The sequence below is a fragment of the Erwinia sp. GW821-FHT03D09 genome, assembly GCF_059420805.1.
Window position 1 is genome coordinate 1 of the sequence record NZ_JBWKUK010000021.1, and the last position, 18,945, is coordinate 18,945.

The 18,945-nt window shown below is 56.0% G+C and carries 18 protein-coding genes and 3 pseudogenes; 14 read left to right on the top strand and 7 right to left on the bottom strand.

The window, feature by feature from the left end:
• The coding region (locus tag AC07U6_RS18780) for an IS3 family transposase (RefSeq protein ID WP_494764824.1) at positions 1-668 on the top strand (668 nt) is incomplete at its 5' end.
• 220 nt (positions 669-888) lie between these two features.
• Here the strand turns inward: AC07U6_RS18780 and AC07U6_RS18785 are convergent.
• Complete coding sequence (locus AC07U6_RS18785; RefSeq protein ID WP_494764657.1) at positions 889-1,173, bottom strand: SDR family NAD(P)-dependent oxidoreductase; 285 nt, start codon at positions 1,171-1,173, stop codon at positions 889-891.
• Positions 1,174-1,235: 62 nt separating this feature from the next.
• Here AC07U6_RS18785 and AC07U6_RS18790 point away from each other — a divergent pair, with 62 nt between their 5' ends.
• On the top strand, positions 1,236-2,195 hold the full coding sequence (locus tag AC07U6_RS18790) for an MFS transporter (RefSeq protein ID WP_494764825.1): 960 nt from the start codon (positions 1,236-1,238) through the stop codon (positions 2,193-2,195).
• A 272-nt stretch (positions 2,196-2,467) separates the two neighbouring features.
• Here AC07U6_RS18790 and msrA read toward each other — a convergent pair whose 3' ends face one another.
• The 3 genes from msrA to AC07U6_RS18805 all read right to left on the bottom strand — a co-directional run bounded on the left by msrA (position 2,468) and on the right by AC07U6_RS18805 (position 4,478).
• Positions 2,468-3,004, bottom strand: a complete 537-nt coding sequence (msrA, locus tag AC07U6_RS18795) for a peptide-methionine (S)-S-oxide reductase MsrA (RefSeq protein WP_494764660.1) — start codon at positions 3,002-3,004, stop codon at positions 2,468-2,470.
• Positions 3,005-3,067: 63 nt separating this feature from the next.
• A complete protein-coding gene (locus tag AC07U6_RS18800; protein ID WP_494764661.1) occupies positions 3,068-3,313 on the bottom strand; it encodes a helix-turn-helix domain-containing protein in 246 nt (81 codons plus the stop codon).
• A gap of 211 nt (positions 3,314-3,524) precedes the next feature.
• Positions 3,525-4,478 (bottom strand): FGGY family carbohydrate kinase, encoded by a 954-nt coding sequence (locus AC07U6_RS18805; RefSeq protein ID WP_494764662.1) that lies wholly within the window; start codon positions 4,476-4,478, stop codon positions 3,525-3,527.
• A gap of 171 nt (positions 4,479-4,649) precedes the next feature.
• Between AC07U6_RS18805 and AC07U6_RS18810 the strand changes: the two genes are divergently transcribed.
• From AC07U6_RS18810 to AC07U6_RS18835, 6 genes and pseudogenes are all read left to right on the top strand, one after another.
• Positions 4,650-5,675 carry a methionine ABC transporter ATP-binding protein gene (locus AC07U6_RS18810; RefSeq protein WP_494764663.1) on the top strand — a complete coding sequence of 342 codons (1,026 nt, stop codon included), beginning with the start codon at positions 4,650-4,652 and terminating at the stop codon, positions 5,673-5,675.
• A complete protein-coding gene (locus AC07U6_RS18815; RefSeq protein WP_494764664.1) occupies positions 5,668-6,336 on the top strand; it encodes a methionine ABC transporter permease in 669 nt (222 codons plus the stop codon). Before AC07U6_RS18810 ends, AC07U6_RS18815 begins: the two co-directional genes overlap by 8 nt.
• Positions 6,337-6,354: 18 nt before the next feature.
• A complete protein-coding gene (locus tag AC07U6_RS18820) occupies positions 6,355-7,167 on the top strand; it encodes a MetQ/NlpA family ABC transporter substrate-binding protein (protein WP_494764665.1) in 813 nt (270 codons plus the stop codon).
• 257 nt (positions 7,168-7,424) lie between these two features.
• A pseudogene (locus AC07U6_RS18825) lies at positions 7,425-7,615 on the top strand (type II toxin-antitoxin system RelE/ParE family toxin); the annotation flags it as partial.
• Between the two features lie 203 nt (positions 7,616-7,818).
• Complete coding sequence (locus tag AC07U6_RS18830) at positions 7,819-9,288, top strand: catalase (RefSeq protein ID WP_494764666.1); 1,470 nt, start codon at positions 7,819-7,821, stop codon at positions 9,286-9,288.
• 390 nt (positions 9,289-9,678) lie between these two features.
• A complete protein-coding gene (locus tag AC07U6_RS18835) occupies positions 9,679-10,278 on the top strand; it encodes an LLM class flavin-dependent oxidoreductase (protein ID WP_494764667.1) in 600 nt (199 codons plus the stop codon).
• Here AC07U6_RS18835 and AC07U6_RS18840 read toward each other — a convergent pair.
• Positions 10,275-10,922, bottom strand: coding sequence for a TetR/AcrR family transcriptional regulator (locus tag AC07U6_RS18840; protein WP_494764668.1), 648 nt, complete (start codon positions 10,920-10,922; stop codon positions 10,275-10,277). The two genes, AC07U6_RS18835 and AC07U6_RS18840, sit on opposite strands and share 4 nt — an antisense overlap.
• 281 nt (positions 10,923-11,203) lie before the next feature.
• Here AC07U6_RS18840 and bhsA point away from each other — a divergent pair, with 281 nt between their 5' ends.
• From bhsA to AC07U6_RS18860, 4 genes are all read left to right on the top strand, one after another.
• The gene (gene bhsA / locus AC07U6_RS18845; RefSeq protein ID WP_494764669.1) at positions 11,204-11,461 is read left to right on the top strand and encodes a multiple stress resistance protein BhsA; all 258 of its coding nucleotides are present in this window, start codon (positions 11,204-11,206) and stop codon (positions 11,459-11,461) included.
• Between the two features lie 33 nt (positions 11,462-11,494).
• Positions 11,495-11,755 carry a hypothetical protein gene (locus AC07U6_RS18850; RefSeq protein ID WP_494764670.1) on the top strand — a complete coding sequence of 87 codons (261 nt, stop codon included), beginning with the start codon at positions 11,495-11,497 and terminating at the stop codon, positions 11,753-11,755.
• Positions 11,756-11,972: 217 nt separating this feature from the next.
• Positions 11,973-12,209 carry a hypothetical protein gene (locus AC07U6_RS18855; RefSeq protein ID WP_494764671.1) on the top strand — a complete coding sequence of 79 codons (237 nt, stop codon included), beginning with the start codon at positions 11,973-11,975 and terminating at the stop codon, positions 12,207-12,209.
• Positions 12,210-12,374: 165 nt separating this feature from the next.
• Positions 12,375-13,862 (top strand): aldehyde dehydrogenase family protein, encoded by a 1,488-nt coding sequence (locus AC07U6_RS18860; protein ID WP_494764672.1) that lies wholly within the window; start codon positions 12,375-12,377, stop codon positions 13,860-13,862.
• A gap of 33 nt (positions 13,863-13,895) precedes the next feature.
• On the opposite strand, the gene AC07U6_RS18865 is transcribed toward AC07U6_RS18860, so the two are convergent.
• Both AC07U6_RS18865 and AC07U6_RS18870 read right to left on the bottom strand, forming a co-directional pair.
• Complete coding sequence (locus AC07U6_RS18865; protein WP_494764733.1) at positions 13,896-14,564, bottom strand: helix-turn-helix transcriptional regulator; 669 nt, start codon at positions 14,562-14,564, stop codon at positions 13,896-13,898.
• A 24-nt stretch (positions 14,565-14,588) separates the two neighbouring features.
• A pseudogene (locus tag AC07U6_RS18870) lies at positions 14,589-16,094 on the bottom strand (FAD-dependent oxidoreductase); the annotation flags it as partial.
• Here AC07U6_RS18870 and AC07U6_RS18875 point away from each other — a divergent pair.
• Positions 16,071-17,117 (top strand): annotated as a pseudogene (locus tag AC07U6_RS18875) (DASS family sodium-coupled anion symporter); the annotation flags it as partial. The pseudogenes AC07U6_RS18870 and AC07U6_RS18875 sit on opposite strands and share 24 nt — an antisense overlap.
• Before the next feature lie 175 nt (positions 17,118-17,292).
• Entirely contained in the window at positions 17,293-18,936 is a 1,644-nt protein-coding gene (fumA, locus tag AC07U6_RS18880; protein ID WP_494764673.1) for a class I fumarate hydratase FumA, read from the top strand.
• The last annotated feature ends 9 nt before the right edge of the window (positions 18,937-18,945 follow it).

Genomic DNA, 18,945 nt, shown 5'->3' on the forward strand with positions numbered 1-18,945 from the left:
CCTCAAACCTCAAACCTCAAACCTCAAACCTCAAACCTCAAACCTCAAACCTCAAACCTCAAACCTCAAACCTCAAAGAACGAAGAACTGACGGAATCAAAGCGGTGCGTAGCGATAAAGCACCACGCCTCATCGCTGGCAGGCCTTCTGTTGTTGCCCCGAATCGCGTACAGCGGCAGTTTACCGTCGTCCGGGCCAATCAGGTCTGGGTCACTGGAATGACTTATATCCGCACCTGGCAGGGCTGGTTGTATCTGGCGGTGGTTATCGAACTCTTCGCCCGTAACGTAGTCGGCTGGTCGATGAAACTGACACTCTCACGTGAGCTGGCGCTGGATGCACTGATGATGGCCGTCTGGCATCGTAAACCGGACGGCGAGCTCATCGTATACTCGGACCAGGGTAGCCAGTACGGCAGCGACGACTGGCAACGGTTCTGCCGGGCCAATAATCTGGTCCCGAGTATGAGCCGGCGTGGTAACTGCCGGGATAATGCGGTAGCCGAATCGTTCTTCAGTTCACTGAAAAAAGAACGCATCAGGAAAAGAATATACAAAACCCGGGATCTGGCCCGGGCTGATATCTTTGATCACATTGAAGCGTTCGACAACCGGGCCCGACGCCACAGCCATCTCGGCGGCGTCAGTCCAATTAATGATCTCTGGTAAGGTGTTTTGCCGGGGAAGAAAATCTAAGAAGATAAACGCAAGTGAGTTAAACCAACCGGAACTGCCTCCTGACTGAGAGGTTGTCGTGGCTAAGCAGGGGGGCAATATCCGGCTGGCTTTTAAGAGTTGAGAGCGCACAGTTCGTTCCAGTAGCTAAAGCGAATATGGCGCTTCAGTTCCCGGCTGAGGTTAAACAGATTCACAAGTCCTCCTCTGTTGACTAGCGTTTAGCACTATCGCGACGTGGTCTGACAACCACGTCTGCAATCTGAGTGTCTTCTGAAGCATCAACTACCAGACGAACCGCCGCAGCAACGGACTCCGGGGCGCTGTAGGCCAGGGGATCGATAGCGGCAAAATCACCGGTTCGTTCGCGGCTTTTGCGGTTCATTGGTGTGTCAGTCGGGCCCGGTGACACTGTCGCGACGCGCACGCCATTTTCGCTCTCTTCGGTACGCAGGGCGTGAGCCAGAGCATTCAGCACAAACTTACTGGCCGAGTACACCGCGTGCCCTGCCAGCTATACAGCAGCATTTCCCCGCCGGGCTTGATAGTGTGCAGTGAGTCATGACGATGTTTGTTATTGCACTCTGCTGCTGTATGGTTCTGGCCACGAGGCTGGCCGATCGTTATGGAAAGCGCGAAGTGCTGTACGGTGGCATGCTGCTGTTTACTCTGGCATCTCTGGGCGCCGGCATGGCGGCAAGCCTGCCGATGCTGGTCATCAGCCGGTTGTTTCAGGGAGCCGGCTCCGGCTGCGCCGTGCTGTATACCGCGACGGCGGCGATACTGGTTGAGTCGATCGCGGAATCTCAGCGCGGGCGGGCACTCGGCCTGCTGTTTGCCGCTAACGGATTTGGTCTGACGCTGGGGCCGGTTGCGGGGGACGTGCTGGTTGAACTGCTTGGATGGCGTGCGGTATTTCTGATCAACGTTCCTCTGATGGCGTTCAGCTATTTTTGCTGCCGGGGAAAAATAGCCGTGACGCGCAATGCCGACGATCCCGGCATGGATTATACGGGCTGGTTGCTGCTGAACGGCGGGCTGGTTCCGCTCCTGCTTCTGTCCGTGTACACCAGCTGCTGGGGAGCATTCAGCCTGGCCTCTCTGCTGCTGCTGACTGTCTCACTGGCATCGCTGCTGCTGTTTATTCGTTATGAACGTCGTACTGACTATCCCCTGATTCAACTCAGCGTGCTCAATAATATCTTGTTCCGCCGCGCGTGCGGGCTCTCTGTTATGCTGGCGGTGTTCTACTGCTCCGCCTTCCTGCTGATGCCGTTTAAGCTACTGGAACTTTACTCACTGAGTGCTGCTGAGCTGGGCGTGATGCTGTTGCCGGTGAAGTTGGTAATGGCACTGATATCTCCGCTGGCAGGAAAGTTCAGCGATCGCTACGGTCCCTGGCCGGTACTGGCTGCGGGCTTTGTTATGCTGACGCTCTCGGCTGCCCTACAGAGCCATTTTTCCGCTCCGCCCTCACTGCTGCTGATTATTCTGGCTTTTGTCCTGATGGGCGCAGGCTGAGGGGCAATCCTCGGGCCATCCGTTGCCGCCGCGCTGGCGTCTCTGCCTGAAGAGATGCACGCTCAGGGAATTGGAATTTCGTGGACGTTGCATAACCTCGGTGGTGCGTTGGGTTTAACTCTCGCAACGCAGATCTATCAGCTGGCGGGTTCGCAAACGGGGTACGGCTGGGTGATGGGTATTGTCACTATTGGGGGCGGGGTTGGCATTGTTGTCGTGGCGTAACACCCGCCGTAAGCTGACGGGTGCTGCTACGGGCGCAGAGTAGAGACTCAGCCCGAGAGCGTTTTAGCGGCAAATCGCTTGCGCAATTTTTGCAGCTTAGGTGGGATCACGGCCAGGCAGTAACGATTTTCCTGGCCTTCACCAGCCCAGTAATTCTGGTGATAATCCTCAGCCGGATACCATGGCGCGTCATCTTCAATAGTGGTGACGATAGGATCGCTGTGATCGGCCTGCGCACGGACAATCGCTGCGCGAGCTTCGTCTTCCTGAGTCTGGTTCGTCGGGAAGATGGCAGAACGATACTGCGTGCCGATATCGTTACCCTGACGGTTTAACTGGGTCGGGTCATGTGTGGCAAAGCTGATATCCAGCAGATCGCCATAGCTGATCTGCTGCGGGTCGAAGCCAATACGTATGGCTTCGGCATGGCCGGTATCGCCATTGCAGACCTGACGATAGGTCGGGTCCACCGTATGGCCGCCAATATAGCCGCTCTCAATGGACTCGACGCCAGCGATCTGTTTAAACACGGCTTCGGTACACCAGAAACAGCCGCCTGCGATAGTTGCGTATTCAGTTGCCATTATTTCACTCCTTCAGGGAATTCCCCGTTATCAGCCTTTCTATATAAGAGCAGCCGAAGTCATTTACAAGTCAGCGGCCACGCTTTTTTCACTCAGCCTTGCCGCCTGGGGAAATATCTCCAGCTGCAGATGCAATGCTTTGCAGGCGCGAAGCAGGGTATCGATATGGCACACCCCGGTTTTTTCCAGGCGGGAAATAGCCGACTGTGTGGTGCCACAGATCTCGGCCAGATGCTGCTGGTTGATGCCCTGCGCACTGCGAACACTGCGGATAACGATGCCAAAGTCGGCTGGCGTTCTTACTTTCATTCGCGCTCATCCTGCTGTGGGTGAGTACACATTATAGCAGTGATGCGATAAAGCGAATTTATAGCAGTACCGCTATATAGAATGATTAACCGTAAAAAGATAGCCATTACGGGCTTTCTGCTTAGTTCATTGAGGAATGGGTTATAACGGTTGGTTATTGGCTGTGGTGCATTGAAGCAAAGAAAATGGAGCTAATTTATAACATATTGATTTATATCAATAAAGTGTTAAAAAAGGTATATTTTTTTAGTAACTTACTGACCAGCACGGCTGGCCGATACACTTCTCTCCTGCCATCCCGGGGATGCGGAGCGTCATAATGCCCGCGAAGGCGCAAAAGATTATTTCGCCTGCCTGTTCCCGGTGCTGTACGGCAGGTGGTGCCCAGCAGGGTGAAGACGTCGCCGTCGTGTACCGCACCGATGCCGAGCGCGCAGGCGGAAACGTCCAGCGCTCCGGCCGCGACAGGCGTACCGGCGGGCAGCCCGGTGGCGGCTGCGGTGCTCAGCTCCCCGGCCAGATCGTGCGGGGCCAGCAGCGGTGGGAACAGCGGGCGCAGGTTTGCGATATCCAGCGCGGTTAACACCGTATCGGAAAGCGTGCCCTGGTGCAGATCCAGCAGCGAGGTGCCGGCATCGGTCAGCTCCAGGTTGGCGCGGCCGGTCAGGCGAAAACGAATCCAGTCCTTGGCGAAGAAAAACCACTGTGCATCTTCAAGCCGCTCCGGCTGATGCTTCTGCAGCCAGCGCAGCTGCAGGCTGCTGTTGCAGGGCAGCAGGCGGCTGCCGCAAAGCTCAAAAAGCGTCTCCTCCAGCCCGTCACGCGCGGAGAGTTCGCGAATGGAGGACGCTGCGCGGGTGTCGCTCCACAGCAGCGCATCGCGCAGCGGCTGGCCCTGTTTATCGATCAGCCACGCGCCTTCGCCCTGGCCGGACAGCCCGATACCGCGCAGCGACCCTTCCGCCAGGAGCGGCGATGCGGAGAGCGTTTTCAGCGTGCTGACCACGCTCTGCCACAGCGCCTCCATCTGCTGCTCCTGGTCACCGGGGGCGGGAGTCAGCGTGCGGTTGCTGACAGAGGCGACTTCCAGCTGGTTAAAGCGGGCATCAAACAGTACCGATTTGGTTTTTGAGGTACCGACATCGATGCTAATAAAGTAATCCATAATGCAGCATTTATTCTATTTTGTTATAAGGCATATCATTTCAGTCGTTTCCAATAGTTTCCCTGCTGCTTAATATCACCAGGCAATTAGTGCTATCGATAATTCACAAATAAGAATCAGTTTAATTAATCAGCATATTTCGCTGATACGACGGCAGAAAACAGGCAACAGATGATCGTTTTACGCAATGTTTCTAAAATATTCCACGCCCGATCGGGGCCGGTTACCGCCGTTGACAACGTCAATCTGCAGGTAGAACAGGGACAGATTTACGGCATTATTGGCTACAGCGGCGCGGGAAAAAGTACGCTGATCCGCCTGCTGAACGGTCTGGAAAAACCCACCTCTGGCAGCGTCGTTGTTGCCGGGCAGGATATTGCTCAGGCCAGCGGTGAAGCGCTGCGCCAGGCGCGGCTGAAAATCAGCATGGTGTTTCAGCATTTCAATCTGCTGTGGTCGCGCACCGTCAGCGAAAATATTGCTTTCTCGCTGCAAATTGCCGGTGCGCCTAAAGCGGCGATCCAGCGCCGGGTGCAGGAGCTGATTGAGCTGGTCGGGCTGAACGGTAAAGAACAGGTCTACCCCTCGCAGCTGAGTGGCGGACAGAAGCAGCGCGTGGGGATCGCCCGCGCGCTGGCCAATAGCCCGGACGTGCTGCTGTGTGACGAAGCCACCTCGGCGCTCGACCCGCAAACCACCGACGCGATCCTCGATCTGCTGCTGGATATTAATCGCCAGCTCAAGCTGACTATCGTGCTGATCACTCATGAAATGCACGTGGTGCGCAAGATCTGCCACCGCGTGGCGGTGATGGAAGACGGGCGCATCGTGGAAGAGGGCGAAGTGCTGTCGGTGTTTACCCACCCGCAGCAGCCGATTACCCGCCAGTTTGTGAAGCAGACCACCGAATACAGCAGCGCCGATACGCCGTTTAACGCCGATCTGGTGGACGCGGCGGCGGGTGCGGTACTGAAGCTGACCTTTGTCGGCCAGAGCACCCGCCAGCCTATCGTCGGTGAACTGACGCTGAAGTACGCGCTGCCGTTCAATATCCTGCACGGAAAAATGACCCAGACCGCCAACGGCACATTTGGTGAGCTGTGGCTACAGGTTCCGACCAGCGGCACCCAGCTGGAGAACATTCTGGCCGATCTGCACGCCCATGCAATTTCAACCGAGGTGGTGAAAAATGTTTGAGTCCCTGTTTCCGCACCTGAAAGTTGACCAGCTGTGGGCCGCCACCGGCGAAACACTCTATATGACCGCGCTCTCGGGTCTGGCGACCTTTGTGCTGGGGATTCTGCTCGGCCTGGCGCTATTCCTGACCGCGCGCGGCGGACTGTTCCAGAACCGCGCGGTGTACGGTGCGATTTCCATCCTGGTGAATGTGTTCCGCTCCATTCCGTTCATTATTTTGATTGTGCTGCTTATTCCGTTCACCAAAACGCTGATTGGTACCATCCTCGGTGCTAACGCCGCGTTGCCCGCGCTGATTGTCGGCGCGGCTCCGTTCTACGCCCGTCTGGTTGAGATCGGCCTGCGCGAAGTGGACAAAGGGGTGATTGAGGCTTCCCGCTCGATGGGCGCGAAGCTGAGTACGCTGATTTTCCGCGTGCTGCTGCCGGAGTCCTCACCGGCGCTGGTGTCCGGCATCACCGTAACGTTAATTGCACTGGTCAGCTACAGCGCGATGGCCGGGGTGATCGGTGCCGGTGGCCTCGGTAACCTGGCGTATCTGGAAGGTTTTCAACGTAACCACGGCGATGTGACGCTGGTGGCGACGGTAATGATTCTGGTGATTGTTTTTATCATCCAGTTTTTAGGTGATGTGCTCACGACACGGCTCGACAAACGTTAACTTTTAGGAAAATCCAAAATGAAAAAAACACTGACGCTGCTGGCTGCAGCAACCCTGGGTGCCCTGAGCCTGAGCGCATGGGCAGACACGCTGACCGTTGGGGCGTCTAACGTACCGCACGCGGAAATTCTGGAGCAGGCAAAGCCGATTCTGGCGAAGCAGGGTATCGATCTGGAAATCAAACCGTTCCAGGACTACATTCTGCCGAACACCGCGCTGGCCAGCCGCGATATCGATGCCAACTATTTCCAGCACATCCCGTATCTGAACAGCGTGCTGAAAGATCACGCCGGTGATAAGACCTATGATTTCGTCAGTGCCGGTGCGATTCACATTGAGCCTATCGGTATCTACTCGAAGAAGTTCAAATCGCTGAAAGAGCTGCCGGAGAACGGCAAAGTGATCATGCGTGATGCGGTGGCGGAAGAGGGCCGTATCCTGTCCATCTTCGAGAAAGAGGGCGTGATTAAGCTGAAGCCGGGCGTGAACAAGGTGAATGCGCGCATCAGCGACATCGTGGAAAACCCGAAACACCTGATGTTCCTGCCGAACGTTGAGGGTGCGCTGCTGCCGCAGATGTACAACAACGACGAAGGCGACGCGGTGGTGATCAACGCTAACTACGCGATTGACGCCGGTCTGGACCCGGTGAAAGACCCGATTGCGGTGGAAAGCGGCGAGAACAACCCGTATGCCAACATCATTACCGTGCATCGCGGTGACGAGAACAAGCCGGACATCAAAGCGCTGGTAACCGTGCTGCACTCTAAACAGATCCAGGACTGGATTCGTACCAAATACCAAGGCGCGGTGATCCCGGTTAATAACTGATTTATCGCAGCGTAAAACCCCGAAACAGTCCTCTGTTTCGGGGTTTTTTATGGAAGTAAAATGGATTTTCCTCCCGACCTCTCTATGTGTTTTCTAATTGGTTTCAATTTCGAGTTGATGTTACTTAATAAAAATTTGCTACATCCGACTGACTGTCTGTATTGGCTATGTGCATTTCCCTTGAAATTATGAATTGCAGTTCCTGAACTGCAATTCATAATCTATAGCTTATAAGAGGACATACAAGGAACAAGGGAATGTGGACGGTAATACTGGGGCCGTTATTCGATCGCTGGTTACATGATCAGGAACTCGGTTTACAGGAAAAGTGTTAGCCGATCTGATTCGTCTGAGAACTTTTGGCCCCTCATTTTCACGGCCTTATGCCGATACGGTTAAGGGATCGCGCTATAAGAATATAAAAGAACTCCGTATTCAGTATGCTGGATTGAAGCGATGGGCGGTAAGTTAAGTCTGGATGTTGAGCTTCCATCCGGTAAGCGCGTTGCGTTTCATCTTTAAAATGAAGTCAGGTCACAGCAATTGTGGCCTGTTCAGGCCTCGTGTCGTTAAACACTAAAGGCACACCTTATTTGCGTGTATGGTCTACCCTTAATCGCTGGACTCCATAACAATGTCGGAGAGACAGCGATGAGCAATGATAAACGTAAACCTACCACCAACGATGCCGGTAATCCGGTTGCCAGCGATGAATACTCTCTCTCAGTTGGCCCGGATGGGCCGCTGCTGCTGCATGACCACTACCTGATTGAACAGATGGCCAATTTTAACCGCGAGCGTATCCCCGAGCGCCAGCCCCATGCCAAAGGAAGCGGGGCGTTTGGTCATTTTGAGGTGACGGATGATATCAGCCGCTATACCAAAGCCGCACTGTTCCAGCCCGGGGTAAAAACCGAGGTGGTGATGCGCTTTTCCACGGTAGCCGGCGAGCGGGGCAGCCCGGACACCTGGCGCGATCCGCGCGGCTTCGCCATCAAGTTCTACACCAGCGAAGGCAATTACGACATGGTGGGGAACAATACCCCGGTGTTCTTTATCCGCGATCCGCTGAAGTTCCAGCATTTTATCCGTTCGCAGAAGCGCCGTGCCGATAACAATCTGCGCGATCACGATATGCAGTGGGATTTCTGGACCCTGTCGCCGGAATCGGCGCACCAGGTCACCTGGCTGATGGGCGATCGTGGTATCCCGAAAAGCTGGCGGCATATGGATGGCTTTTCCAGCCACACCTATATGTGGGTGAACGCGCAGGGCGAGAAGTTTTGGGTGAAATACCACTTCAAAACCGATCAGGGCGTGGAGTGTCTGCATCAGCAGGAAGCCGATCTGCTGGCCGGGCAGGACGGTGATTATCATACCCGCGATCTGTATCAGGCAATTAAGCGTGGAGAGTACCCGAGCTGGACGCTGTATATGCAGATTATGCCGTTCGCCGAGGCGGATAATTATCGTTTTAACCCGTTCGACCTGACCAAAGTGTGGCCGCATGCGGATTACCCGCTGATTAGAGTCGGAAAACTGACGCTCGACCGAAATCCGACCGATAATCATGCGCAGATTGAACAGGCGGCCTTCGAGCCGAACAATCTGGTGCCGGGCATCGGCATCAGCCCGGACAAAATGCTGATTGGCCGCATGTTTGCCTACGCCGATGCGCACCGCGCGCGGCTGGGGGTGAACTACAAGCAGATCCCGGTAAACGCGCCGCATTCGTCGGTGAACAGCTACAGCAAGGACGGCGCGATGCGGATGAATCCGGTATCCGATCCGGTTTATACCCCGAACTCCAAAGGCGGCCCGGTTGCCGACGGCAAGCGTTATCCGACGGATTCCACCTGGCACGCCAGCGGTGAGATGGTGCACGCACCGTACAGCCTGCATCGTGACGATGATGATTACGGCCAGGCCAATACGTTGATCAATCAGGTAATGGACGATGCCGCCCGCCAGCGGCTGGTGGATAACGTCAGCGGACATCTGCTGAACGGCGTAGAGGAGCCGGTGCTGTCCCGCGCCTTCGAGTACTGGCGCAATATCGATAGCAGTATTGGCGATCGTATCGCGCAGCAGGTCACCGCCGAACGCGCTAAACGCCCTTAATCCTCACGGCCTCCCCTGGGGGGCCATTTCCCATGCGGCTTTCTTCAGCGAATAATAACTAACCTTATAATTCTTAAGCATTCGTCTGCGATTTTTTGCAACGTTACACTGCCCCAAAGTGATTTTTTAGCGGGGCGGTAATGATTAAAATCAGCGGATTAAATAAAAAATTCAAGAATTATCAGTCGCTTAACAATATCAGTTTCAGCGTCCGGCGTGGCGAAGTGGTGTCGATTATCGGCGATCGTGAAAACGGCATTTATGCCGACGGCAGCCGGATTCGTTATGCCGGCATCGATAACGACTGGTTCAGCAGCCGCGGGCCGCTGAATATTTCGCGCCCGCCGCAGGGGCATCCGGTGACGTTTCAGGCCGGGGGATTGGGACCGTATGGAGCTGGCGGCACGCACGGCGGATGCGGTGTTTGCGGCCGAAAAGCCCGATCTGGCTGTGGCGCAGGCCTGGTACGCGGCGGTCAAAGCGCGGGTGGTGGCCCATGGCCGAACGCCCGACAGCCTGAAGATCCTGCCCGGCTTACAGCCGGTGATTGGGCGCACGCAGAAGGAGGCGGACGATCTGCTGGCAACGCTGACCCATCTCTCGAACACCATGAACTATGACTGGGCGCAGCACGATCTCGATGGTCCGATGCCGGATATCGTCGGCCAGCTGGCGCGAAAAGAGCGCTTCGCACTAATGCTGAGCCATGCGAGAGAGCAGGGGATAACCGTGCGGCAGTTTACCAAATGGGTGGCGGGTTCGGGCTTTATCGTGGCGGGAACCGCCCAGTCGCTGGCGGCGCGGATCGCCGAGTGCTATCAGCAGCGAGCGGTAGATGGTTTTGTGGTGATGCCGCCGTGGATACCTGAAGCCTCGGATGCCTTCTTCAACGACGTGGTGCCGCTGCTGCAGGAAAGGGGCATGTTCCGCACCGCGTACCAGGCCGATACGCTGCGCGGTCATTTAGGGCTGGAGCGCCCGGCGCGTTAATCCACGCCCAGCCTGCTGAGCACTGGCCACTGTAGCATCAGGGTATCCACCAGCGCGTTCAGCTCCGCTTCCGTCGCGCCTTCACGGGCGCGCACGGACATCCCCTGTAACAGGCAACCCAGCCAGGCGGCAATCGCTTCTACGTTGGTACGCGCGTCCAGTTCCCCGGCGGCCTGACGGTCCAGCAGAAACTCCAGCAGGTTTTGTTCCTGGTTATCGTGCCGCCTGCGCAGCATTTTCGCCACGTCTTCGGAGCTGGCGGAAAGGCCGGTTGACGTGCAGATAAAGAAGCAACCGCCCGGCTTTTCACTGTCGGTAAAACAGGTTGCCGTTGAGCGGAAGTAGTTCTCTATGCCGCCGGCAACACAGCTGTCGGGGCAGGAGAGCGCCGCGGCGCTTTTGCTGGCGAACTTCTCGGTATAGCGATCCACCGCCGCGCGGAAAAGCCCTTCTTTATTGGTAAATTCAGCATACAGCGTTGGCGCTTTTGCGCCGGTTGCCGCTACCAGATCGGCAAGGGAGGTGGCTTCATAGCCGTGACGCCAGAAAAGTTCCAGCGCGATATCCAGCGCCGCTTCCCGGTTAAAGGTTTTAGGCCGTCCCCGGCCTTTACGTGTTGCCGCGTCCTGCTCAGTCGTTGTCATGGTTCCTCGCTTAGCATTACCGCACAAATGATTAAATTATCAATCAGTATAAAAACATTGGTAGCTCGTGTCGAGCGGTACGTAATGGCAGATTTCGCCTGCCGTTTTGCAAAAAAGTGATAACTATAAAAATAGTAAATTCAATGAATTAGCTGTTAAATTATCGATCGTTAATAAAATGATGTTGACGATGCGCACGACGGAAGATAATATTTAATTATTGATCGTTAATTAATAACGACGCCAACTAACCGAACAGCACAAAATCGAGAGTAAATATTATGAAAACCATTAAAATGACCATCGTTGCAATCGCTCTGGCTTCCGTCTCTTTCACCGGCTTTGCCGCCGATCTGGTTAACAGTGCGCCTCAGCAGCAGCAACAGATGGGGGTGATTTCTGCAGGCGGCGCGTCAAATCTTTCTTCACTGGAAGCGAAACTGGCGGTGAAAGCTGAACAGGCAGGCGCGAAATCTTTCCGAATCACTTCTACCTCCGGCGATAACAAGCTGCACGGCACAGCGGTTATCTATCAGTAATTCATTTATCACAGGAAAAGGCATCAAGGGGACATGATGAACATTCTCAAAACCGCCCTTGTTGCAGTCATCCTGAGCACGGTTTCCGGTGCCAGCCTGGCAGCACAAACAGAGGGTTATCTGACCACGGTGCAACAGCCTTCAACTACCAGTTTTGTCACCGGCAGCACCACGCTGGTTGCACTGACGACCCAGCTGTCGGGCAAGACCACCGCCGTCCCCGCCAGAGCGATTCGTACCGCAGCGTATACGGAACCGAATAGCCTGATTGGGACCACCATCAGCTATCATTGATATGCACTTTCTTATCGGGCGCCGCTTTTTAAGCGGCGCTTATTTTTTTGCATTTTACGTACTATCCTCAACCCCACTCTGTAAGGAATCGATAATGCGTATATTTGGCTATATCAGTGAGAAAGAAAGTCGATATTCAGACAGCAGAACGCCGTTTTTACCGGGCTATAATTTCCAAGAATGTCATCAGTTCGTGCCAGCGCAGAGCTTATCCTTGATGCCATTGCCGCGTATGATATGCGTGGCGATCCTCTCTAACGCTTTTATGATTTTGCGTGAGCTGCCGGGCAAGCTCTTCCACGGGGATAAAGCTCGCGAGCCGCAGGCTGCCTTTGGTTTGCATACCTTCACCCGGCTGAAGCTGCTGCCATACTGGCTGCTGATCCGCACGGCCAGCGGTATCATTCGCCGCCGCACACTCTCAGCTATTCAGCGCCAACTCTCACCGTCTTAAATGTTATTTGTCGTTCCGATCTGGCCACGGTCATTAACGAAAGCACACAAGCTCAAACAGAAGACCCTGTAGATGACGCAGATTGATAGTGTGGTAAATCCAGCGGTCATGGGGTTATTTGACACCTGACGAGAACGGATTCACTCTCTTAAACAGGGGCTTTGTATGACTCAGGTAAAACAGCTGGCGGCGGTGAGCGCATTTTTACAACGCGATCACGGCCATTTTATTAATGGAGTGAGCCAGCCGGGGGGAGGTGCTCTGCGCCCGGTGATTAATCCTGCTACCGGGCAGGAAGTGGCACGCGTTCACGACGGCTGTGCGGAAGATGTTTCAGCGGCCATGGCGGCGGCTCAGCAGGCTTTTCGCGGCAGCTGGGCGGATATGCCGGTGCTGGCGCGGGGGAATCTGATACTGAAACTTGCCGATGCGATGGAACAGCATCGGGAAGAGCTGGCGCAGATAGAAACGCTGTGTTCCGGGAAAACCATTGCGCTGTCTCGCGGCCTAGAAGTGGATCAGGCGGTCGCGTTTTTACGTTACTTTGCCGGATGGGCCGGAAAAATTTACGGCGAAACGACCGAGATTTCCCTGCCGTCATTCAACGGAGAAAAATATCGGGGATTCACTCAGCGTGAACCGCTGGGCGTGGTGGTGGGTATTATTCCCTGGAACTTCTCAATCATGATTGCCATCTGGAAGATGGCGGCGGCACTGGTTTGTGGCTGTACCGTGGTGCTGAAGCCCAGTGAATTTACCCCGCTGACCATGCTGCGGGTGGCACAGCTGGCCGCAGACGTTGGCTTCCCTCCGGGCACAATTAATGTTCTCAACGGCAACGGCGGATTGCTGGGACCCCTGCTTATCGAACACCCGTTCTGTGCCAAAGTAACCTTTACCGGTTCGGTGCCGACCGGCCGTGCGGTAGGTAACGCCGCCAGCGCGCTGGCGAAGCCGGCGACCCTGGAGCTCGGAGGTAAAAATGCCGCACTGTTTCTGGCGGATATGTCGGTGAGTGAAATGGTCGATGGCATCATGGAGGCGGGCTATGTGAACCAGGGGCAAATCTGCGCGTCGGCGGAGCGTTTCTACCTGCCTGCAGAGAAAATGGACGAAGTCCTTAGCGTCCTGATCCAGCGGCTTTCTCAGCTGAATGTGGCTTCCCCGCTCGACGAAGAGTGCCAGATCGGACCGCTGGCCAACAAGGCCCATCTGGAGAAAATTCAGAAGATGGTTGCCCGGGCAAAAGAGAATGGCGATGAGATCCTCTACGGCGGATATTCGCCGGATCGTCCCGGTTACTATTTCCTGCCGACGGTGGTGAAAGTACACAGTGAAAACTCTACGCTGATGCGTGAGGAAACCTTCGGCCCGGTCGGTTCGTTCCTTGCCTATGACGATGAGGAAAAGGCACTTCAGCAGATTAATAACTCGCCGTTCGGTCTGGCCGCCAGCGTCTGGACGCATAATCTCAATAAGGCCATTCGCTACAGCGAGCGTATCCAGGCCGGCATTGTCTGGATCAATATGCATACCTTCCTCGATCCGTCGCTGCCGTTTGGTGGAATTAAAAGCTCCGGTAACGGGCGCGAGTTTGGTAGTGCATTTATTAACGACTATACGCGTCTGAAATCGGTGATGATGCGCTATTAATCTTCCCCCCGGGCGATGATCGCATCGCCCGTATTACAGCAGATAATCGCGGTCGCAGGCCATCCCCAAACAGGAGAGCAGTTCGGCGCGGCTGTTTGCATTGGTTTTGGCGAAGATATTCCGCAGATGGGTCTTGACCGTGGACAGCGAAATATCCAGCCGCAGCGCGATGCGCTTATTGCAGGAACCCTCCCGGACCATCTCAACGATTTGCCGTTCTTTTGGCGTCAGCCGACACTGCTGTTCACAGGGAATCAACTCTTCGGTCGCCAGGGCCAGTAGCGGTAGGGATGCGCGCATTTTCAGGCGCTCCGCCAGGGTGAACGCGCGATCGCGCATCAGCGACAGGCCAGCGACTATACGCTTACGCTGCCGAATATAGACTTCGACCATGTCGCTAATACCGTTGGGCTGCATGAACCGGCGATAGAAATCGGTGGTGCGGCTCGACTCTTCCAGTCGCGCCAGGGTGACCGGCAGATGATTGAAGCGTCGGGGATGCAGCGGATCTATCGGCATGAACGACGCTATGTAATCCTGATGCATTTGCGGGTCGATGCCGCTCAGGAGGTGATGTTCAGGTGTCAGCTGGCTGTCTACGAGATAAAACGCGGCGGTAGCGCCGGGGATATAATGGGTAATACTGGTCAGGCAGTCATGGATAAAGGCATCTGGATGGATTGTGAATGGTATGGCGTTCATGATTTTCTCCCTGAATCGCTCCCTGATGTCGCTGAGTTCAATGTTGTTGTCCTTCAGCCATTCAATCGCCCCCGGCGCCCGCTCGACAAACTCTTTCAGCAGCACCGGGTTGTTTTTGAATTTGCCGCCTTTCAGCGTTTCGTCATAGAACAGCGTTTTGCTGTCCTCAATACCTTTCAACTGCTGATAGTGGGTTTCCACCGCGTTCATCCCCACCGAGGCTTTAATGGTGTTGCCGCCGATGGTTGGCATCTTCTCAATAATGACCACGTGCGCACCGGCGTCGCTGGCCTGGATCGCCGCCGCCAGACCAGCACCGCCGCTGCCGATCACCACCACGTCGTAGCTCTGCGGCGCCTGCGGGTTACCGTCTTCTTCGATCACGTGTTCTTTACTGGAGGTGGTTATTGCGCGGGAGACGGCCTTTTTCAGCGCCTCACTCTGAGTGGTGGCTCCGGTGATGGCATCCACGTAGGGACTGTTGGCTACCAGCATGCGGGTGCGCAGCTTCTCAAAGGTGGTGGTGAAGTCCACATCAAGCGAGTCATCCGCCACCATCGCGATATCGGTAATACGGTCGGTATCCAGCGTGACGTTGATCTTCAGCTTCAGCACTTCGGCTTCCACTTTCTCCTGATACACCCCGGCTTTGTACTTCCGACCGCCGGAGCTGACATCGCGGATCATCGCATCCACCAGCGAGAATCGCCACAGCGGTTCAGGAATGTTCAGCGCTTCCCGCTGGGTGCTGTTAATAAACAGCTCAAGCTGCTCGTTTTTAATGATGCGATCGGCCCAGTCCGGACAGGCGATGCAGGCTTTACCCACCGCCACCAGATCGAAGCCTTTCTCCAGCGCCAGTTCGGCGTCAGCTTTATTCAGCACACCGCCCACGCCGATGACCGGCACCTTTGCCAGGGTCGCCGTACGGGCGGCGAGGTATTTGGTGATCAGCGGTGTGGGATCGTCGCGGTCAACGATAGACGGGCGCAGCAGCTGGCCGACGGAGAAATGTACGTAATCTATGCCGCGCGCCGCCAGCTTCTCCAGCAGGTACAGGGTATCGTCAAAGCGGATGCCCGGTACTTCCAGCTCTTCCGGCGAGAAGCGATAGCCGATAATAAACGTGGAGTCGGCGAAGCGCTGCACCATTTTATGAGTGATCTCCAGCACTTCCTGTGGGAAGCGGGTGCGATTATCGCGGCTGCCGCCCCATTTATCGTCGCGCCGGTTGGAGTTGGGTGAATAGAACTGCTGGATCAGATAGGTATTCGCACCGTGCAGCTCCACGCCGTCAAACCCGGCTTTAATTGCCCGGTTTACCGCATCGCCGAATTTGGTGATCATCACCTCCACTTCTTCCGCCGTCAGCGCCTGTGGGGTCGTTGTGCCTTCACGGGGGGCGGCAATCGCGCTTGGCGCTACCGGCGTTTTTCCGCCGATCAGCTCCGGTTCCACCATGCGGCCACCGTGATAGATCTGCAGAATGGCCTTGGAGCCTTTGGTCTTGGCCGCCGCAGCCTGACGCTGGGCTATGCCATTACCTTCGCCGATCTGCTGTTGGCCCCGTTTACGCCATCCAACACCGCGCGCAGCGGTGGCACCATCTATCCGATTATCGCCAACCTGCCGCCGCTGTACGGCTCCAAACCCAGCGACCCCAGCGCGCGTAAGATCGGTTCCTATCTGATGTGGGTGGCGATCACCGCAGCCTGTATCACCAGCTCGATGTTCCTCTCCGCGCTGGCGCCGAACCTGTTGGCGCTGGTGAAAAGCGTTATCGGTTTTGATATCTCCTAGGGCATGTGGTTTATCGCTTTCCTGCCGCTGGGCGTACTGCTGCTGCTGACCATGCCGCTGATGGCTTACTGGCTCTATCCGCCGGAGGTAAAATTCAACGATGAAGTGCCGCGCTGGGCCACCAGCGAACTGGAAAAGCTTGGCAAACTGTCGCGCAATGAAATCCTGCTGCTGGTGTTTGTGGTGTCCGCACTGCTGATGTGGATCTTCGCCACGGCCTGGATTGAACCGGCGATGGCCGCGCTGCTGGTGGTGGTGCTGATGCTGTGGACCGGGGTGCTGAACTGGCATGATATCACCAGCAACAAACCGGCGTGGAACACCTTCGCCTGGTTTGCCACGCTGGTGGCGCTGGCCGACGGTCTGGCGCGCGTGGGCTTTATTGCCTGGCTGGGTAAGCAGGGCGGCCTGCTGCTCCACGGCTACGATCCGCAGGTCTCGGCGGTGGTACTGATGATCGCCTTCTATCTGCTGCACTATCTGTTTGCCAGCACCACCGCGCATACCACCGCGATGCTGACCATTGCCGCCTCTATTCCGGGGATCAATATGCCGGTGTTCTGCCTGATGATGTGTACCTCACTCGGCGTGATGGGCATTATCACCCCGTACGGTACCGGACCCAGTCCGATTTACTACGGTAGTGGCTATCTGCCCACCAAAGACTACTGGCGGATGGGAACCATTTTCGGGCTATTCTTCCTGTGCGCGCTGATGCTGATCGGCTATCCGTGGATGGTGATGATGTTCTGATCTGGCACAGAAGTCATGGTTATTATCCCCAACTCCCTATAACATCCTCCGTAAACCTGCCGGCCCCGCATTTCCCCGGGCCGGCCAGAGAAAAAAACCATAATGAAATATCGCCAGTGACGTTGCCGGTGGTTCAGCGATGTTGCGTGGCTACTTATCATTAAGTGAGAGCAAAATGTCGAAAAAACCGTTCCATTATCAGACCCCGTTCCCTCTTGCCAAAGAGGATACCGAATACTATCTGCTCACCCGCGATCACGTTTCCGTCAGTGAATTCGACGGCCAGTCGATTTTAAAAGTGGAGCCGCAGGCCCTGACGCTGCTGGCGCAGCACGCATTCCACGACGCCTCCTTTATGCTGCGCCCGGCGCACCAGCGCCAGGTGGCCGCGATGCTGGCCGATCCGGAAGCCAGCCAGAATGACCGCTACGTGGCACTGCAGTTTTTGCGCAACTCCGAAATTGCCGCCAAGGGCATTCTGCCGACCTGTCAGGACACCGGTACGGCGATTATTATGGGTAAAAAAGGACAGCGCGTGTGGACCGGCGGCGGCGATGAAGCCGCGCTGGCGCAGGGGGTGTACAACACCTATACCGAAGACAACCTGCGCTATTCGCAGAATGCCGCGCTGGATATGTACAGTGAGGTCAACACCGGTACCAACCTGCCGGCGCAGATTGACCTCTACAGCGTTGACGGCGATGAATACAAATTCCTGTGCATGGCCAAAGGCGGCGGTTCGGCCAATAAAACCTACCTCTATCAGGAAACCAAAGCCCTGCTGACGCCTGGTAAACTGAAAAACTTCCTCACCGAGAAAATGCGCAGCCTGGGTACGGCGGCCTGCCCGCCGTACCATATTGCCTTTGTGATTGGCGGCACGTCGGCCGACAGCACGCTGAAAACCGTGAAGCTGGCCTCGACCCACTATTACGACCAGCTGCCCACCGAAGGCAACGAGCACGGCCAGGCGTTTCGCGATGTGGCGCTGGAGCAGGAGCTGCTGCTGGCGGCGCAGCAGCTGGGACTGGGTGCGCAGTTTGGCGGTAAATACTTCGCCCACGATATCCGCGTGATCCGCCTGCCGCGCCACGGCGCATCCTGCCCGGTGGCAATGGCGGTATCCTGCTCTGCCGACCGTAATATCAAGGCGAAAATCAACCGCGACGGTATCTGGATTGAGAAGATGGAGCAGAATCCGGGCCAGTATATACCAGAAGAACTGCGCCAGCAGGGCGAGGGCGATGTGGTGCAGGTGGATCTGAACCGCCCCATGAAGGAGATCCTCGCCCAGCTGTCTGAGTATCCGGTATCGACCCGCCTTTCACTCAGCGGCACCATTATCGTCGGGCGCGATATCGCCCACGCCAAGCTGAAAGAACGAATTGATAACGGCGAAGGGCTGCCGCAGTACATTAAGGATCACCCGGTGTACTATGCGGGTCCGGCCAAAACGCCGGAAGGCTATGCCTCCGGCTCGCTGGGGCCGACCACCGCCGGACGCATGGACTCTTACGTTGACCTGCTGCAGGCCAACGGCGGCAGTATGATTATGCTGGCGAAGGGCAACCGCAGTCAGCAGGTAACGGATGCCTGCCAGAAACACGGCGGCTTCTACCTCGGCAGTATCGGCGGTCCGGCTGCGGTGCTGGCGCAGCAGAGCATCAAAAGTCTGGAATGTGTTGAGTACCCTGAGCTGGGCATGGAAGCGATCTGGAAAATTGAAGTCGAAAACTTCCCTGCCTTTATTCTGGTCGATGATAAAGGTAACGACTTCTTTCAGCAGATCCACAATCAGTGCGACAGCTGCGTGAAGTAATCGCGTAAA

Coding starts and splice junctions, on each gene's coding strand:
- AC07U6_RS18820 (WP_494764665.1), top strand. CDS start 6,355: ATGAAAAAAACACTGACGCTGCTGGCTGCAGCAACCCTGGGTGCCCTG.
- AC07U6_RS18815 (WP_494764664.1), top strand. CDS start 5,668: ATGTTTGAGTCCCTGTTTCCGCACCTGAAAGTTGACCAGCTGTGGGCC.
- msrA (WP_494764660.1), bottom strand. CDS start 3,004: ATGGCAACTGAATACGCAACTATCGCAGGCGGCTGTTTCTGGTGTACC.
- AC07U6_RS18790 (WP_494764825.1), top strand. CDS start 1,236: ATGACGATGTTTGTTATTGCACTCTGCTGCTGTATGGTTCTGGCCACG.
- AC07U6_RS18835 (WP_494764667.1), top strand. CDS start 9,679: ATGGAGCTGGCGGCACGCACGGCGGATGCGGTGTTTGCGGCCGAAAAG.
- AC07U6_RS18860 (WP_494764672.1), top strand. CDS start 12,375: ATGACTCAGGTAAAACAGCTGGCGGCGGTGAGCGCATTTTTACAACGC.
- bhsA (WP_494764669.1), top strand. CDS start 11,204: ATGAAAACCATTAAAATGACCATCGTTGCAATCGCTCTGGCTTCCGTC.
- AC07U6_RS18865 (WP_494764733.1), bottom strand. CDS start 14,564: ATGAACGCCATACCATTCACAATCCATCCAGATGCCTTTATCCATGAC.
- AC07U6_RS18800 (WP_494764661.1), bottom strand. CDS start 3,313: ATGAAAGTAAGAACGCCAGCCGACTTTGGCATCGTTATCCGCAGTGTT.
- AC07U6_RS18805 (WP_494764662.1), bottom strand. CDS start 4,478: ATGGATTACTTTATTAGCATCGATGTCGGTACCTCAAAAACCAAATCG.
- AC07U6_RS18810 (WP_494764663.1), top strand. CDS start 4,650: ATGATCGTTTTACGCAATGTTTCTAAAATATTCCACGCCCGATCGGGG.
- AC07U6_RS18840 (WP_494764668.1), bottom strand. CDS start 10,922: ATGACAACGACTGAGCAGGACGCGGCAACACGTAAAGGCCGGGGACGG.
- AC07U6_RS18850 (WP_494764670.1), top strand. CDS start 11,495: ATGATGAACATTCTCAAAACCGCCCTTGTTGCAGTCATCCTGAGCACG.
- AC07U6_RS18855 (WP_494764671.1), top strand. CDS start 11,973: ATGCCATTGCCGCGTATGATATGCGTGGCGATCCTCTCTAACGCTTTT.
- fumA (WP_494764673.1), top strand. CDS start 17,293: ATGTCGAAAAAACCGTTCCATTATCAGACCCCGTTCCCTCTTGCCAAA.
- AC07U6_RS18830 (WP_494764666.1), top strand. CDS start 7,819: ATGAGCAATGATAAACGTAAACCTACCACCAACGATGCCGGTAATCCG.